13 protein-coding genes are annotated in these 15,583 nt (G+C 72.8%); all 13 read left to right on the top strand.

The window, feature by feature from the left end; genetic code table 11:
• Positions 1 to 82 precede the first annotated feature (82 nt).
• Complete coding sequence (locus IG08_RS60275) at positions 83 to 229, top strand: hypothetical protein (RefSeq protein ID WP_158812297.1); 147 nt, start codon at positions 83 to 85, stop codon at positions 227 to 229.
• Entirely contained in the window at positions 226 to 435 is a 210-nt protein-coding gene (locus tag IG08_RS57540; RefSeq protein WP_390898557.1) for a hypothetical protein, read from the top strand. The genes IG08_RS60275 and IG08_RS57540 overlap by 4 nt, the downstream gene beginning before the upstream one ends.
• Before the next feature lie 6 nt (positions 436 to 441).
• Complete coding sequence (locus IG08_RS60765) at positions 442 to 606, top strand: hypothetical protein (RefSeq protein WP_199820930.1); 165 nt, start codon at positions 442 to 444, stop codon at positions 604 to 606.
• A gap of 104 nt (positions 607 to 710) precedes the next feature.
• Complete coding sequence (locus IG08_RS0130760; protein ID WP_030609696.1) at positions 711 to 1,508, top strand: PDDEXK family nuclease; 798 nt, start codon at positions 711 to 713, stop codon at positions 1,506 to 1,508.
• Positions 1,509 to 2,383: 875 nt separating this feature from the next.
• The gene (locus tag IG08_RS0130755) at positions 2,384 to 2,797 is read left to right on the top strand and encodes a globin (RefSeq protein WP_030609693.1); all 414 of its coding nucleotides are present in this window, start codon (positions 2,384 to 2,386) and stop codon (positions 2,795 to 2,797) included.
• A 163-nt stretch (positions 2,798 to 2,960) separates the two neighbouring features.
• Positions 2,961 to 6,200, top strand: coding sequence for an ABC transporter permease (locus IG08_RS0130750; RefSeq protein WP_030609691.1), 3,240 nt, complete (start codon positions 2,961 to 2,963; stop codon positions 6,198 to 6,200).
• Entirely contained in the window at positions 6,197 to 8,965 is a 2,769-nt protein-coding gene (locus IG08_RS0130745) for an FtsX-like permease family protein (RefSeq protein ID WP_234343014.1), read from the top strand. The genes IG08_RS0130750 and IG08_RS0130745 overlap by 4 nt, the downstream gene beginning before the upstream one ends.
• A gap of 261 nt (positions 8,966 to 9,226) precedes the next feature.
• Complete coding sequence (locus IG08_RS0130740; RefSeq protein ID WP_030609687.1) at positions 9,227 to 10,192, top strand: ABC transporter ATP-binding protein; 966 nt, start codon at positions 9,227 to 9,229, stop codon at positions 10,190 to 10,192.
• Between the two features lie 201 nt (positions 10,193 to 10,393).
• Positions 10,394 to 11,089, top strand: a complete 696-nt coding sequence (locus tag IG08_RS0130735; protein WP_030609685.1) for a FadR/GntR family transcriptional regulator — start codon at positions 10,394 to 10,396, stop codon at positions 11,087 to 11,089.
• A 95-nt stretch (positions 11,090 to 11,184) separates the two neighbouring features.
• Positions 11,185 to 12,624, top strand: coding sequence for a four-carbon acid sugar kinase family protein (locus IG08_RS0130730; protein ID WP_043455652.1), 1,440 nt, complete (start codon positions 11,185 to 11,187; stop codon positions 12,622 to 12,624).
• Complete coding sequence (locus IG08_RS0130725; RefSeq protein WP_030609682.1) at positions 12,624 to 13,490, top strand: class II fructose-bisphosphate aldolase; 867 nt, start codon at positions 12,624 to 12,626, stop codon at positions 13,488 to 13,490. The genes IG08_RS0130730 and IG08_RS0130725 overlap by 1 nt, the downstream gene beginning before the upstream one ends.
• A 297-nt stretch (positions 13,491 to 13,787) precedes the next feature.
• A complete protein-coding gene (locus IG08_RS0130720) occupies positions 13,788 to 14,762 on the top strand; it encodes an NAD(P)-dependent oxidoreductase (protein WP_078655817.1) in 975 nt (324 codons plus the stop codon).
• Between the two features lie 2 nt (positions 14,763 to 14,764).
• Positions 14,765 to 15,583 (top strand): GntT/GntP/DsdX family permease (locus IG08_RS54575; RefSeq protein WP_030609677.1); only part of this gene is annotated, 819 nt, incomplete at its 3' end.

Below are 15,583 nucleotides of genomic sequence, written 5' to 3'. Positions count from 1 at the left end.
GGGGGAAAGCCGCGCGCCGAGCGAAATATGTCGGGGCACCAAGGCGGTTGCCCTGTGTTCGGTGACTCATCGTGTCCCGACGGTGTCAGCGCTGACGGCGGCGGGCATCGTCCTGCCGTCCCTGGGGGCGGACACGGCGTCGCCCTCACTGAACCTGATCACCCTGGGCCGGGTGCGCGCTGACGTCGCGCTGCGGCGGGCCGACGTGCTCCTGCGAGGGTGCGCATGAACGGGTACGCGCCGGAGATCGGCGACCTGGTGTGCGACGAGGCGACGCGCAAGGTCGGCGAGGCCAAGGGACACGAGGGGCCGTACTGGCAGGTCCGGCCCGATCGGCGAGGGGCGGGAATGGGACGCACGGGCCCCTCCAGCCGCTACGGCAGCGGAGAAGCTGTCGGCAGGCGTGGCCCTGACCAACGCCCGCAGCCGGGGTGAGGCGTTGTGAGCGCGCCCACGACGCGCATCCCGCCCCTGTCTGCGGAATGCACGCTCGCCCAGCGGCTGGACTTCAAGGGTCTGCACCGTGAGTGCACCCAGACCGAGGACGTACCTCTGCCGCACTCGTACGGCATCCTCCTGGTACAGCGCCACGGCGCGAAGGGGTAGCCCAACAGCACGGAGCCCGGCCGGTGTTCCCCCCTGGCCGAGTGTCGTTGTGCGTGACAGCCGATGGCCTTCCGTTGTCAGCGGCGGCTGTCACAATTCCGTGCATGAGTGATGAGCTGCCGTCGCCCGACATGTCCATCGTCCTGGACGCCCCGCAGAACAGCGCCATCGTCGGCGAGTGGCTGCTGGGTACCAGCGCCCTGCTCATGCAGCATCAAGGGGATGTCCGCGCTGCCGAGTTGATCGCGGATGTGACCTCGCTAGAGGTGCGGCTCTGGAACACGCAGTTCGACGAAGAGGGCTACCGGGTCATTCTCGTGGTGGAGCCCAGCCTGTACCCCCGCTACGACGAGGCGGCGCTCAAGAACATCGGGAGCGCCATGCGCTTGGTTCTCGGGCCAGCGGGCAAGGACGTAGACGAGATCCATGTCCGCCCGGAGATTCCACGGCTCGCCGCTGGCTGGCGGGAACAGGTGAAGACGGCCAACGGCCCGAAGCCCAGCAACCAAGGCCGCAAGCCCCGACTTGAGCCCCGCCACCCGGTTGAGGACCAGCTCCACTTCACGAACCAATGGGAACGCGACGTCTACCGGGTGCTCAAGAAGCGGCAGGCCACCCTGCCGGACAGTGAGACCATCGGGATCATGCCCCTCGGCGGCATACGGGTTCGCCTTCGCACCCTCGAACCCGATCTCCTGATCACGTATTGCGGGTACGTCGGTGTCATCGAGATCGATGGCCCGCAGCACAGAGGCCACGCCGGTGTTGACCACAGCCGTACCCGGCAGCTCCTGCATGCCGGGGTGAAGGTCGTCGACCGGCTGAACGTGGAGGAAGTTAGCAGCCTGGCGGAGGTCGAGAAGTTCGTGGATGACTTCCTGACCCAGCTCGGGCGGCGGTAGACAGCACGGGGACCGGCCGGTGCAGCTTCCCGGCCGGGCTCCGTCGTGTGCGTGTGTGTCAGGCGGCGGTGACCCACTTGATCCGTTCGGTCACCGGGTCCCGCCAGCCCTGCCGACGGCGTGATGCGTACCTGACCTAGCAGTTCGGGCGTGAACAGCAGCGCAGCGACGGCACGATGACGCTGGACGTCGGCCGCCTTCCACCAGAGCACCAGGTCCGTCCCGGGGGCAGGCGGAAGGACTTCCGTCAGCGGGACGGGCGCGGTGAGCTTGGACAGCTTGGCCTCCAGGGCGGCGATGTCCGTCTCCGACTCCTCCATGTCGGCGGTGCGGGCCAGCCGGGCGCGAGCTGCCTGGGTCGGGGAGCGTCTTCCAGCTCCTTCAACTCGCCACGGAGCCCGTCCAGTTCGGTCCGGGTCGCCTGCCCTCCGAACCGGACTCCGGACGGCGGCGCAGGGCGGGACAGGTTCGCGAGGTTCACGCCCAGCTCTGGCGCCGTGGGCTCACCGGTCTCCGGGTCGGTGGGCTCCAGGTCTCCGATGACGAGGCCCGTTTACGGGGTCCGGGTACTGTCGGACGCAGCGGGGGCACCCGTCGATGCCGACCCGATGTCCTTGTACGGGTCGCCCCACACCCACGGGCCATAGTCCAGTTCGGCAATCAGGTTGTCGGTGTGCTGGTCGCTGACGCTGCGCGCGGTACGGCCTCTGCCCCTAGACACCCACAGATACTCGCATGTGGTCCGTATTGTTACCTATGCAGCTATCTATTCAGCTATGACAACTATTGAAAATTCTCCTCACACTCTGTGCACTTACACCCACAATTCTGGTACCTACGGACCGTACTTATCCTGAGTCACCCCGTCTGAGACCATGGAAAGCGTGAAAGAGATTCGGCGCGGCACGCTTCAGGAGCAGACCTTCTACGAGCAGGTCGGCGGGGAAGAGACCTTCCGTCGCCTGGTCCACCGTTTCTACGAGGGAGTCGCCGAGGACCCGATCCTCAAGCCCATGTACCCCGAGGAGGACCTGGGCCCGGCCGAGGAGCGCCTCACGCTGTTCCTGATCCAGTACTGGGGCGGCCCGACGACGTACAGCGACAACCGCGGACACCCCCGGCTGCGGATGCGCCACGCCCCCTTCCAGGTCGACCGGGCGGCGCACGACGCCTGGCTGAAGCACATGCGCGACGCCGTCGACGAGCTCGGCCTGTCCGAGGAGCACGAGACGCAGCTGTGGAACTACCTGACGTACGCGGCGGCCTCGATGGTGAACACCGCCGACTGACGTTCGAGTTCCGGGACCGAGTCCCGGATTCCGGTCGTTTTCCGGTGATACGACGTCGGAATCCGATCACAATCCGGTCAAGCCCCGTTCTGAAGCGCTTACCCGCGGCCCGTCCCCTCTGACAGCATCGCCGGGAGGTCTGGACAACACGGCGGGGGGCCGGGTGACGGGGTTCGGGGGAATCACGAGGTTCGTCGTCCTGCGTGCGCGGGCGCACCGCCTCCTGCTCGCCGCCGCGCTGCTCACCGTTCTGCTGACCACGGCGGTCCTGGCGACCCTCACCGCGTACTCGGGCGCGATCGGTGACGCGTCCCTGCGCCACTCCCTGCGGGACCCCCGCAACGCCGCCGACACCGCGCTGATCGTCAAGGCCGACGTGCCCGCCGAGGAGCGGGCGGCCGCCGACACCGCCGTACGCAACCGGGCCCGGAAGACCTTCGACGGGCTGCCGGTGACCGTGCGGACCCTGATGCGGTCGGGGCCCTACGCGCTGCCGCGCTCGCTCCAGCCCGAGGCCGAGCGCTCCGGGGACCCGGATCTGACCTACTTCGCGGCGCTGGACCGGACGCAGGTGCGGCTCGTCGACGGGCGGCTGCCCCAACCGGCGGACGAGGTCGTCGAGGTGGCCCTCCCGCAGACCGCCGCCCGCGCCCTCGGCCTCGAACCCGGCGACCGTCTCACCGTCACCGACCGCCTCCGCGGGCCGGACGTGCGCGTCACGGTCACCGGCCTGTACCGGCCCGCGAGCGCGGACGCCCCGTACTGGCAGCTCGACGACCTGCGCGGCCGCGGGATCAACAAGCTCGACTTCACGACGTACGGCCCCCTGCTGACCGATCCCGCCGTGCCGGCCGGAGGGACGGTGAGCGTCGGGCCGTCCGCCTGGCTCGCGTCGGCCGACTTCTCGACGCTGACGACCGCGCGCATCGACGCCCTGCGCGAGTCGGCCCGCACCGGGAACGCGGCGCTGCGCAAGGAGACTTCGCTCGGCGGGGCGACGGTCGCGGCCACCGCCCTGCCCGAGGTGCTGGACCGGCTGGACCGCTCCCTGCTCGTCTCCCGCTCCACGCTGCTGATCGTCGCCCTCCAGCTGGTGCTGCTCGCGGGCTGTGCCCTGCTGCTGGTGGCCGGGCTGCTGAGCGCCGAACGCACGGGAGAGACCCGGCTGTTGAGGGCGCGCGGTGCCTCCCGAGCCCGGGTCGCGGGCCTCGCCGCGCTGGAGGCGCTGCTGCTCGCCGTACCCGCACTGCTCTGCGCTCCCCTGCTGGCGGGACCGCTGACCCGGCTGCTGGCCGGGCAGGGGCCGTTGGCCAGGATCGGGCTGCGCCTGGAGGTGCCGGCCGGCGGGCGGCTCGGGGTGTGGCTGGTGGCGGCGGGAGTGGCGCTCGGGTGTGCGCTGGCGGTGACGCTGCCCGCGCTGACGTCCTCGTTCACGCGGGGCCGGGCCGGGGCGCTGCCCGCTGCGGTGCGCGGGGGCGCGGACGTGGGGCTGCTGGCGGTGGCCGGTGTCGCGTACTGGCAGCTCAACCGCCAGACCTCGGGCGCCGTGACCGGCGACAGCTCGGGCTCCCTCGGCGTCGACCCGCTCCTGGTCGCGGCGCCCGCGCTCGCGCTGCTGGCCGGGACCGTGCTGACGCTGCGGCTGCTGCCGCCGATGGCGCGGCTCGCCGAACGCCGGGCGGCCGGCGGGCGCGGGCTGACCGCGGCGCTGGCGGGCTGGCAGATCGCCCGCCGCCCGATGCGCGGCGCGGGCCCGGTGCTGCTGCTGGTCCTGGCCGTGGCGCTGGGCATGCTGGCGATCGGGCAGGGCGTCTCCTGGGACCGTTCGCAGGCCGACCAGGCGGACTTCCGGGCGGGTGCGCCGGTGCGCGTACTCGCCGCCGGGGACGCCGGATTGGGCCGCACCGACGAGTACGCCGCCGTCCCGCACGTACGCGCGGTCGCCCCCGCCGTCCGTACGACGCTGCCGCTGTCCGGCGACCGGGAGGCGACGGTGCTGGCGCTGGACACCGCGCACGGGGCGGGCGCGGTGCTGATGCGCGACGACCTGTCCGCCGTACCGGTACGGCCGCTGCTCACGGGACTCGGCCCCAAGGGCGCTGCGGCGGGCGCGGAGGTGCCCGCGGACACGGCCCGTCTACGGCTGAAGGCCACCCTGCGCGGCTCTGTGCCGAGCACGACGGCGGAGGTGACCGCCACCCTGCAGGACCGCTACGGCACCCCCTACCGGGTCCCGGCCGGCCAACTCCCCGCCGACGGCCGCGCTCACACACTGGATCTCGGCATCTCCTCGGGCCCGCTGACGCTCACCGCCCTGGAACTGGTCGTGGACCAGCCGCGCGGCCGTGCCGAGCAACACCGCTTCTCCGTCGACGAGTTGACGGCCACCGGAACCGACGGGACGGTACGGCGGCTGTCGCTGCCCGCCGCCTGGACGGCCGTGTCGCAGCTCTCCGGGGAGACGTCATCGGCGTACGAGGACGCGAAACCGGTGAAGCCGAAGGTGAGTTCACCGTCCGGACGGCCGACGGTCGAGTACGGCACGGGGTACATCCCGACCGAAGAGACCTGGATCGTCTCGTCGTTGACGGTGCGACTGCGGGTCGAGCAGCCCAAGAACGCGGGGATCACGGCCGTCGCGACCGACCGCTTCCTCGACTCGGCGGGTGCCGGCACCGGGCAGAGCGTGGATGTGACGTTCGGCGGCCGGACCGTGCCGGTGCGGATCGTGCGCTCCGTACGGGAGTTGCCGACCACGTCCGGGAACGGCGGGGCCCTGCTGGTCGATCTGCGGTCCGTGAACCGGGTGTTGGAGGCACGGTACGGCGAAGGCATCGCGCCCACCGAGTGGTGGCTGCGGACCGCGCCGGGTGCGGCGGACCGGGTGGCGGCGGCGCTGCGGGCCCGGCCCGACATGGATCCCGCGCAGGTCGTGGTGCGGGACGAGATCGCCGAGCAGCTGCGCGACGACCCGTTCGGCGCGGGCCCCGAGGCCGCGTTCGCCGCGGCGGCCGGGGTGGCGGCGGCACTGGCCGCCGTCGGGTTCGCGGTGAGCGCGGCGGGGTCCCTGCGGGAGCGGGGCGCCGAGTTCGCCGTACTGCGCGCCCTGGGCGCCCCGCGTCGCCGCCTCGCCCGCACGGTCGCCGTCGAGCAGGGCGTCCTGGTGGGGCTGGCACTGCTGGTGGGGGCGGCGCTGGGGACCGTGCTGACGCGGGCGGTGATCCCGCTCATCGTGCTGACCAGCGAGGCGACCAGACCGGTGCCGCCGGTGCTGGTCGAGCTTCCGGTCGCGCATGTGGCCGTACTGCTGGCGGCGGTGGCGCTGACGCCGCTCCTCGTGACGGCGGCGCTGGCGTGGCGGCGGGCGGATCCGGCTCGGGCGTTGCGTGAGGGGGGTGAGTGAACATCAGGAGAGCCAGCGGGGGGACCCCGATCCGGGCGCCCTGGGTCCGTACCCGGCTGCGCACCGCCCCCGGCGCCGCGTGCGCCATCGCGCTGCTGGTCGCGCTGACCGCGTGCCTGGCCGCCGCGTTTCCGCGGGCGGTCGACCGGTACGAGGACGCCGGTCTGCGCCGGGCCGCCGAGCAGGCCCGCCCCGACCGGACGAGCGTCGAAGCGTACGCCCCGATGCCCACCATGACTCTGCCGGAGCGTCTGCGGGAGGACGCTCTGCGCCCCGACGCCCTGGGCAGGCAGTACGCCAAGGTCCTCGCCGCGGTCCCCCGGCCCCTCGTCGCCGACCGCGGCGAGTCGACGTACGGCGTGCGCACCACCACGGGCATGACGGCGTCCGACCCCTGGCTGCCGGCGCCCACCGGGATGCCCGCGCGCGTGACCCTCATCGCCCAGCACGGCCTCGCCGACCACGCGGACGCGAAGGCGGGACGCCTCCCGAGGGCCGACGGCCAGGTGACCGCAACGACGGCCGAGGTGGAGGCCGCGGTCACCGCCGAGACCGCCAAGTCCCTCCACATCAAGGTCGGTTCGGTGATCCACGTACCCGGCCCCGAAGGCGCGGCGCTCGCCGTACGCGTCACCGGCATCGTCACCCCGCACGACCCGCAGGGCGCCTACTGGTCCACCCGGCCCGTCCTGCGCACCCCGTCCCTGGTCCGCCTGCCGGCCCCCTCCGTGGACATGTACTGGCTCGGCGCCCTGCTGATCGCCCCCGAGGCGGCCCCGGTCATGCTGGCCATGCCCCGCGGAACCCCGGAACGTTACTGGCAGTTGGCACCTTCCGAGGAGTCCCTCCACGCCCGCGACACGGGCGCCCTGAGCTCCGCGATCGCCTCCCTGGAGTCCGGCCCGGCGCTGCGGGAGGTGCGCTCGGCGGTCGATGAGGAGACGGGCGTGATGACCGACGCGGAGACGGACGTGATGACCGACCTCGACGAGGTCCTCATCGCCTACACCGGGCTCCGCGAGGGCGTCACCCCGCTCGTCGCGGTCGCCGCGTTCGGCACCGGCACGGTCGCCGCCGTGGTGCTTCTGATGGCGGGCGGCCTCACCGCCGACCGCCGCCGCGCCGAACTCGCCCTGCTGCGCGCCCGCGGCGCCTCCCTGCGGGGCCTGGCCGCCCGGCTGTGCGCCGAGACGGCGATCGTGGCGGTCCCCGCGGGTGCCCTCGGCCTCACCATCGCACTGCTCACGTTCCCCGGCGCCCGCGCGGCCTACGCGATCGCGGCGGCCGCGGCGGTCACCGTGGCCGCCTGCGCCGCCCTGCCCGTGCGGGCAGCGGCCGCGCACCGGGTGGTACGCGTCCACGCCGGCCGCGAGGACGTGTCGTCCGTACGCCCGTCCCGGCGCCGTACGATCGCGGAGCTCACGCTGCTGGTGCTGGCGGCGGGAGCGGTGGAGACACTGCGGCGGCGTGGCGCATCAGGTTCCTCGAGCGACCAACTCATCTCGCTGGCACCGGTGTTGGTGGGCGTGATCGCGGCTCTCGTCCTGGTCCGCCTCTATCCGCTCCCGCTGCGCGGACTGGCCCGCCCGGCCGCCCGCCTGCGCGGCGCGGTGGGCCACCTCTCACTGGCCCGCGCGGGCCGCACCTCGGCCTCCGCGGTCCTGCCCCTGCTCGCCCTGCTGACCGCCCTGACCACGGCGGCCTTCGGCGGCTCGGTCCTCGCGGGCGTACACGAGGCCCGCGATCACGCGGCCCTCCTCGCCGTCGGCGCCGACGCCCGCATCGAGACGAGCGCGCCGCTGCCGTCGGCGGTTCCGGACCGGGTCCGCCGGTCCCCCGGTGTCGGTGGGCTGGCCGAACTGAGCATCACGTACGAGGCGAAGCCGGCGGACGGCCGGCAGTCGGTGCCGCTGGTGGGGGTCGACCCCGGTGACTATGCGGCGTTGACGGGACGGACGGGGCTCGGGGCCGTCACGGAGGGGGAGTTGAAGGCGCCCGCCACCGGTGACGTCCTCCCGGCCCTGGCCTCCCCGGCCACCGCCCGGACCTACGGCACCCGCCCCTTCCCCGTCCTCCTGCCGGACGGCACCACGGTCACCGTCCGGATCGCCGTCGTCCGCGACCGCACCCCGGCGGTGCCCGGCACGGACTTCCTGGTCGTGGACGTCAGCGGCCTCAGCTCCGCCGCCGCCCGCCCGACGGCCCTGGCGGTGACGGGTGACCGGCTGGACGCGGCCGCCCTGCGGAAGGCCGCGCCCGACTCCGCGTCCGTGCGGCTACGGTCCGAGGAGCGAGCGCGCTACGTCGACTCCCCCCTCCAGTCCGGCGCCGAACGCATCTACACCACGGCCGTGGCAGCCGGCACCGGCTACGCCGTCCTGGCTCTCCTCCTCGCCCTCCTCCGCACCTCCCCCGAACGCACGGCCCTGCTGGCCCGCCTCCGCACGATGGGCCTGACCCGCGCCCAGGGCCGCCGCCTGCTGGTCCTCGAGTCCCTGCCCCAGGCGGTCCTGGCCGCGGCGGGCGGCGCGCTGACGGGTTGGGCGACCATCCGCCTCCTCTCCCCCGGCATCGACCTTTCGACGATCGCCCTCGCCTCGGCCGAATCCCCTTCTGGGGCAGCCGAGTTGCGCACGGACGCGCTGTCGCTTGCGGTACCTGCGGTTTCGGTGCTGGTGCTGGCGGTGGGGGTCGGGGTGGGGCAGGCGTGGTGGTCGGGGAGACGGGGGTCGGTGAAGGAGTTGAGGGCGGGGGATGCACGATGAGCGGCTTCAGCAGCCGCTCCAGCTGCCGCAGCCGCCATAGCTGCCCCAGCAGTCACGACCGCCCCAACCATCACGGCCGCCGTAGCCGCCACAGCCGCCCCAATTGCCGCAGCTGCGGGCAGTCGTGCCGCTGGGGCGGCTCCCGACCCAAAGAGAGCGGCACCCCGCAGCGCCGGGCTGCGCACCCAGCCCCGCCCAGCCCCCACCCCGCGCCACCGCCCAACGCCCCCCGCTCAGCGAACCCCGCATAGGAGGCCGCCCATGACCACCAACCCCACCCTCGCCGACCTGGCCCACCGCGCGACCACCGCCCGCAACCGCCCCTCCTACGGCCACGACGCCCTGATCACCTGCGACCGCCTCGTCCGCATCTTCACGACGGACGGCGTGGAGGTGCAAGCCCTACAGAGCCTCGACCTCCTCGTCCGAGAGGGCGAACTCCTCGCCCTGGTAGGCGCATCCGGCAGCGGCAAATCCACCCTCATGAACATCCTCGCCGGCCTCGACACCCCCACCGCAGGCGCGGCCCGCGTGGCCGACCACGACCTCCTCACCATGACCGCCAAGGACCGCCTCACCTACCGCCGCAAGACCGTCGGCTTCGTCTGGCAGCAGACCTCCCGCAACCTCCTCCCCTACCTGACCGCCGCCCAGAACATCACTCTCCCGATGCAGCTGACCGGCACCCGCGCCCGCCGGACCCGCCGAGCCGGCTCCGAACGAGCCCTGGAACTCCTGGAGTTGATGGGCATCGCCGACTGCCGCGACCGTCGCCCCCACCAGATGTCCGGCGGCCAGCAACAACGCGTCGCCATAGCGGTCGCCCTCGCCAACAACCCCGCGGTCCTGCTCGCCGACGAACCCACCGGCGAGCTCGACTCCCACACCGCGGAGCAGATCTTCGCCGCGTTCCGCACCGCGAACGAACACCTGGGCACGACCATCGTCATCGTCACCCACGACCAGGCGGTCGCAAGCCAGGTCCGCCGCACGGTCGCCATCCGCGACGGCCGTACCTCCACGGAGGTCCTGCGCCGAAGCGAGATCGACGCGACCACCGGCCACGAGACGGTGGTCGCCCGCGAGTACGCCATGCTCGACCGCGCCGGCCGCCTCCAGCTCCCCGCCGAGTACACCGAGGCCCTGGGCATGCGGGACCGCGTTGCCCTGGAACTGGAGCAGGACCACATCGCCGTATGGCCGGACGACAGCGAGCACAGCCGCTGACGCGCCGATCCCCCAGTGATCACCTGCCGTAACCAAACAGAAATGCGGCAGAGGTATTGACGCGCCCCGAAACCCGCTGCCATGGTTACCGACATCGAGACATCAGATGTCTGACGTCAGATATCTGAGCCCCTCGCTGAGCCCCCGCCTTCAACCCGTACGGTGGCTCCAGACCCGCACCCGCCCGACGGAGGCTCGAAGATGTCGCTCTCCGAAGACCTCGCCGAGCGCCTGCTCAGCGCGATCATCGACGGCACGTACCCGCCGGACGCCGCCCTCCCCCCGGAGGCCGAGCTCGCCGAGCAGGCCTCGGTGAGCAGGCTGACGGTCCGCGAGGCGGTCAAGCAACTGCGCGCGCAGAACGTCGTACGAGTGGTCCGCGGCCGTGGCACCTACGTGAACCCGCCGGACCGCTGGACGGCCCTGGAGCCTGTGGTCCGAGCCGCCTCGCGCTCCGCCCACACGTCACTCTCCGAGCAGCTCATCGAGGCCCGCCGTCTCATCGAGAACGGCGCCACCGAGCTGGCCGCGCTGCGCCGCACGGAGAGCGACCTCGCGGAACTGCGCGAACACCTCGCCACGATGCGGGAGGCCGCCGACGAGGCCGACACGGAGAAGTTCGTCCAGGCCGACATCGACTTCCACGCCACGGTGATGCGGGCGACGGCCAACCTCTTCGTCCCCCTCCTCTTCGAACCCTTCGGTCCCCTCCTCATCGAGGGCCGCCGCGAGACCTCCGCGGTCCCCCAGATCCGTATCAACGCGATCGCCCACCACGAGGAAGTCCTCGCCGCCCTGGAATCCGGCAACCCGGACAAGGCCCGCGAGGCGATGAACGCCCACATGAACCAGACGGCGACGGACTACCGCACCCACGTAGTGAAGTCGACCGACTAGCAGCAGCCCGCAGTACCGCTCAGCCTTCCGCACACCCCAGGGGCCGCCGTACCGCCGGTCCCTTCCCCCGCCGTACCCCCGTCCCAGGAATCGCCATGTCCCTACCCCGTCACGCCCTCCCCGAGTCCGAAGTGCTCCAGAATGTCCCACCGCTCAGGACCGTCGCCCCCTCCGAAGTGGCGGCCCGCATGGAGTCGGCCCCCCGCCTGGCCGTCCTGGACGACGACCCCACCGGCACCCAGACCGTCAAGGACATCCCCGTCCTCACCACCTGGACGGTGGACGACCTCCGCTGGGCCCTCCGCCAGAACAGCCCCGCCTTCTTCGTCCTCACCAACACCCGCAGCCTCGCCCCCCAGGACGCCGCCACCCGCAACCGCGAGATCGTCCGCGCCCTCCACCAGGCCTCCGAGGCCGAGAACATCCCGTACGTCATCGCCTCCCGCGGCGACTCGACCCTCCGAGGCCACTTCCCCCTCGAAACCGACGTCCTGGCCGAGGAGTTGACGGCGACCGGTGCCGCCCCCGACGGAGTCGTCCTCGTCCCGGCGTACATCGAGGCGGGCCGCCTCACCGTCGACTCGACGCACTGGATGCGCACCCCGGACGGCCTGCTCCCGGTCGGCGAGAGCGAGTTCGCGAAGGACGCCACCTTCGGCTACACCTCCTCCGCCCTCCCCGACTGGGTCGAGGAGAAGACGAAGGGCCGCATCCCCGCCGACAAGGTCCTCCGCATCACCCTCACCGACCTGCGCACCGGCGGCCCCGCCCACGTAGCCGAACAGCTCCGCACTCTCCACGACGCCGCCACCGCCGTAGTGGACACGGTCTGCGACGACGACCTCCGCGTCCTGGCCCTCGCCGCGGCCGAGGCAGAGACACAGGGCACCCGCCTCCTCTACCGCGTCGGCCCCTCCTTCGTCCGCGCCCGCTCCGGCCAGCCGGCCCACCCCCCGCTCACCGCCCCCGAACTCACCCCCCTGCGCGCAACCGCCCCCCACGGCCTGATAGTCGTCGGCTCCCATGTCTCCCTGACCACCCGCCAGTTGAACCGCCTGCGCGAGAGCACGACAGACCTCGCCGAGTACGAACTCGACGTGGCCAGGCTCCTCGACCCGGCCCGCCGCGAGGCGCACATCCACGAAACAGCCGGCACCGCGGCGACCGCCATGGCAACGGCCGACACCGTCATCCGCACCACCCGCACGGTGGTCACCGCATCCGACCCCGACGAGAGCCTCGCGATCTCCCGCAGCGTCTCCGCCGCCCTGGTCGAGACGGTCCGTCTGATCACGGCGGCCCGCCGCCCGGCGTTCGTCATCGCCAAGGGCGGCATCACCTCCAGCGACACCGCCACCCACGGCCTGGAGATCCGCCGCGCCTGGGCCCGCGGCACCCTGCTCCCCGGCATCGTCTCCCTCTGGCAGCCCGTCGACGGCCCGGCCGCCGGCATCCCCTACATCGTGTTCGCCGGAAACGTCGGCGGCGACGACGCCCTCGCCGACGCCCTCGCCCTCCTGAGGAGCGCCGCCTGATGCTGCTGACGGGACCCGAGGGCCTGAAGGCCCTGACGACGGCGTACGAGAACGGCCGCGCCCTGCCCGGCTTCGTCGCGTACAACCTGGAGACGGTGCAGGGCATAGTCGCCGCCGCGGAAGCGAACCCCGACCACCCGGTCCTCATCCAGGCGGGCGCCGGCCCCTTCAAGCACGCGGGCCGCGAACCCCTGATGCGCCTGGCGCTCGACGCGGCGACGGCCTCCTCCGCCGCCCTGGGCGTCCACCTGGACCACAGCCGCGACCTCGACGAGATCACCGCCTGCCTGAGGGCGGGCTACACCTCGGTCATGGTCGACGGCTCCCACCTCTCCTTCGCCGAGAACATCGCCCTTACCCGCGAGGCCGTACGCCGGGCCCGCGACCACGGCGCCTGGGTGGAGGCCGAGTTGGGCGCCCTCGCGGGCGACGAGGACGTCTCGACGAACGCGACGGCGACGGCCACCGCGATGACCGACCCCGCCCAGGCAGCGGAGTTCGTGGCCGAAACCGCCGTGGACGCACTGGCGGTGGCAGTCGGCAACGTCCACGGCTTCACGGCCACCCCGGTACGCCTGGACCTGGACCGCCTGTCCGCGATCCATACGACAGTCCCCGTCCCCCTGGTCCTCCACGGCGCCAGCGGCCTCCCCGAGGACCAACTCCTCGGCTCCCTGGCCCGAGGCGTCGCCAAGATCAACGTCAACGCCGAACTCCGCCGCGCCTACCTCCAGGCGGTGAGCGCCCAACTCCCCACGGCACTCCCGGGTTCGGACGTGGTGAGCCTGTGGTCGGCGGGCCGGGACGCCGTCACGAAAGCCGCCTCCCGAATCATCACCCAGCTCACGCAGACCAAGCTGCCCTAGCTGCGGGCGGTCGTGCCGCTGGGGCAGCGCCCCGAAGGGGCGCGGGGAACTGCGCGACCAGCCACGACGGCGCCGCAGACACCTGACTGCGCGATGCGGCCCTGCCAACCGTGGCGCCCCATCTGCCGTCGCTGCGAGCAACCGCGCCGCTGGGGCGGCTCCCGACCCACAGAAGCGGCACCCCACCGGCGCCGGCGAGCGACCCCGCCCCCGCCCCAACTCCGCGCTCCTCACCGAAAACAGCACCCCCAAGAACCCCCACCGCTCCCCAACTCCCGCTCCCCAGAAAGGCCCCCGATGACCCCCCGTCCCCACACCGCAGTGATCGGCCTGGGCGCCATGGGCCTCCCCATGGCCACCCGCCTCGCCGCGCACTTCCCCGTCACGGCCTTCGACGTGGCCGAAGACCGCCTCGCCCAGCTCACCGCCGCCGGCGGCACGGCAGCCCACACCCCCGCCGACGCCGCCCGCAACGCCGACGTCGTCCTCCTCGCCGTACGCGACCAGACCCAGGTCGAAGCCGCCCTCTTCGCCAAGGACGGCGCAGCCGAAACCCTCCGCCCCGGCGCGACAGTCATCCTCACCAGCACCGTCGGCCCGGAAGCCGCCCGCACCACAGCCGCCCGCCTCGCAGAACACGGCATCCTCACGGTCGACGCCCCCGTCAGCGGCGGCCCGGTCCGCGCCGGCGACGGCGACCTCCTGATCGTCGTGGGCGCGGACGACAAGGCCCTCGACCTGGCCCGCCCGGTCCTGGACCTGCTGGCCTCCACCCTCACCGTCGTAGGCCCACGCCCCGGCGACGGCCAGGCCCTCAAGGCCATCAACCAGCTCCTCGCGGGAGTCCACATCGCCGCCGCGGCAGAAGCGATCGCCCTCGCCCGCGGCCTCGGCCTCGACCCGGCCACGGTCGTCGAGAGCCTCCGCCACGGCGCCGCCGGTTCGTTCATGTTCGCCGACCGCGGCCCCCGCATGGTCGAGACGTACGAGAACGACGCCGCCCCCGAGGTGAAGTCCCGCCTCGACATCTTCGTGAAGGACATGGGCATCGTCACCGGCATCGCGAGGGACGCCCACGTCCCGGTCCCGCTCGCCTCCGCCGCCCAACAGCTCTACCTCCTCGGCGAGGCGACCGGCCTGGCCGCCCAGGACGACTCCTCGGTCGTCACTGTCCTGTCCCCGAAGTCCCCGAAGCCCCCGAAGCCCCCGAAGCCCGAGCAGACCCCGCAGACCCCGCAGACCCCCAACTCCCCATCCCAGAACGGAGCGTGACGATGAGCCACACCACTCTCCTCCTCATAGCCGCCGCCGGCGTCGCCACCCTCCTGCTCCTCATCCTCCGCGCCAAGGTCCAGCCCTTCGTCGCCCTGGTCGTCGTCTCCATCGGCGTCGCGCTCGCCGCGGGCGTCCCGGCCGCGGACCTGGTGAAGACCATCGAGGACGGCATGGGCGGCACCCTCGGTCACATCGCCACGATCATCGCCCTGGGCGCGATGATCGGCCGGATCATCGAACTCTCCGGCGGAGCAGCCTCGTTCGCCCACTCCCTCATCGACCGCTTCGGCTCCAAGCGCACCCCGCTCGCGCTCACCGTCGCCGGTTTCGTCCTCGGCATCCCGGTCTTCTTCGAGGTCGGCCTGATCATCCTGATGCCGATCGCGTACGGCGTCGCCCGCGCCTCCGGCAAGCCTCTCCTCGTCTACGCCCTTCCGATGGGCGCGGCCATGCTCACCGTGCACGCCTTCCTGCCCCCGCACCCGGGCGCGGTCGCCGTCACCCAGGCCATCGGCGCCGACCAGGGCCTGGTCCTGCTCCTGGGCATCCCGGTCACCGCGGTCGTCATCCTGCTCGGCTACCTGGTCTCCCGCCGGATGACCCGCCGCGAGTACCCGATGGACCCGGCGGTGTACGCGGAGGTCTACGGCGAGGAGCCCACCCCCGGGACCTCCGGGACCCCTGGGGCCCCTTCAACTCCCGCCGCCCGTCCGGCAGATGACAGCCAGGGCACCGCCGTACTCACGAAGCCCGCGCAGCGGACGACCACGGACCCGGCCCCACCCGCCCCCGCCCCCTCCTTCGGCATGGTCCTGGCC

This window comes from Streptomyces fulvoviolaceus (genome assembly GCF_000718165.1).
Classification (GTDB): domain Bacteria; phylum Actinomycetota; class Actinomycetes; order Streptomycetales; family Streptomycetaceae; genus Streptomyces; species Streptomyces fulvoviolaceus.
This window is presented reverse-complemented; position numbering and strand designations above follow the sequence as displayed.

Excerpts from the sequence above, each read along its gene's own strand:
- IG08_RS57540 (WP_390898557.1), top strand. The coding sequence starts at position 226 with ATGAACGGGTACGCGCCGGAGATCGGCGACCTGGTGTGCGACGAGGCG.
- IG08_RS0130760 (WP_030609696.1), top strand. The coding sequence starts at position 711 with ATGAGTGATGAGCTGCCGTCGCCCGACATGTCCATCGTCCTGGACGCC.
- IG08_RS0130755 (WP_030609693.1), top strand. The coding sequence starts at position 2,384 with ATGGAAAGCGTGAAAGAGATTCGGCGCGGCACGCTTCAGGAGCAGACC.
- IG08_RS0130740 (WP_030609687.1), top strand. The coding sequence starts at position 9,227 with ATGACCACCAACCCCACCCTCGCCGACCTGGCCCACCGCGCGACCACC.
- IG08_RS0130735 (WP_030609685.1), top strand. The coding sequence starts at position 10,394 with ATGTCGCTCTCCGAAGACCTCGCCGAGCGCCTGCTCAGCGCGATCATC.
- IG08_RS0130730 (WP_043455652.1), top strand. The coding sequence starts at position 11,185 with ATGTCCCTACCCCGTCACGCCCTCCCCGAGTCCGAAGTGCTCCAGAAT.
- IG08_RS0130725 (WP_030609682.1), top strand. The coding sequence starts at position 12,624 with ATGCTGCTGACGGGACCCGAGGGCCTGAAGGCCCTGACGACGGCGTAC.
- IG08_RS0130720 (WP_078655817.1), top strand. The coding sequence starts at position 13,788 with ATGACCCCCCGTCCCCACACCGCAGTGATCGGCCTGGGCGCCATGGGC.